2 protein-coding genes are annotated in these 681 nt (G+C 49.6%); both read left to right on the forward strand.

What is annotated here, in order from left to right:
- Positions 1–263, forward strand: a 263-nt coding sequence (locus A3750_RS23795; RefSeq protein ID WP_156498898.1) for a flagellar hook-basal body complex protein, incomplete at its 5' end; no start/stop codon positions are given.
- A 25-nt stretch (positions 264–288) separates the two neighbouring features.
- The coding region (locus A3750_RS23800) for a flagellar basal body rod protein FlgF (protein ID WP_156498899.1) at positions 289–681 on the forward strand (393 nt) is incomplete at its 3' end.

The following is a 681-nucleotide window of genomic DNA, read 5'->3' on the forward strand; positions in this document are numbered from 1 at the left end:
CTTTGGCGAATTTCCGAGATAAAGAAGGTTTGGCCCCTATCGGGGAGAGTGTTTGGATTGAAACATTTACCTCTGGTGATGCTGTTGTTGGTGCTCCGGGAACCGCTTCTCTGGGTGTGCTTACCGCGTCGGCCACAGAGTCATCGAACGTCGATTTGTCTCAAGAGTTGGTGGCATTGATTGTTGCTCAACGTAACTATCAGGCTAATTCAAAGACCATTGAAACATCCGACACAATTCAGCAGACCATTCTGAATATTTAATAGCGAATCCGGCAGGAGAAGGTAAGTGGATAAAGCGCTTTACATTGCAATGAGTGGTGCCAAACAGAATATGTATGCTCAGCGTGCGCACTCGAATAACTTGGCGAATTTAAATACGACCGGGTTTAAAGAGGATTTTGCGCAAGCGAGAGCAATGCCTGTTTATGGTGAGCATCACCCAACGAGAGCGTATGCCCTTACCGAGCGACCCGCGACACGTTTTGAGCAAGGCCCAATGCGTGAAACGGGTAATCCTTTAGATATTGCGCTCAGTGGCGAAGGGTGGATTGCAGTGCAATCTCCGGATGGTGAAGAGGCGTTCACGCGTGCAGGCGACTTGCAGATTGATGTAAATGGTCAGCTTCGAACTGGCGCAGGCTTACAGGTCTTGGGTGAAGGCGGCCCGATCGCTATTCCT

The sequence above is a fragment of the Oleiphilus sp. HI0079 genome, from assembly GCF_001635105.1.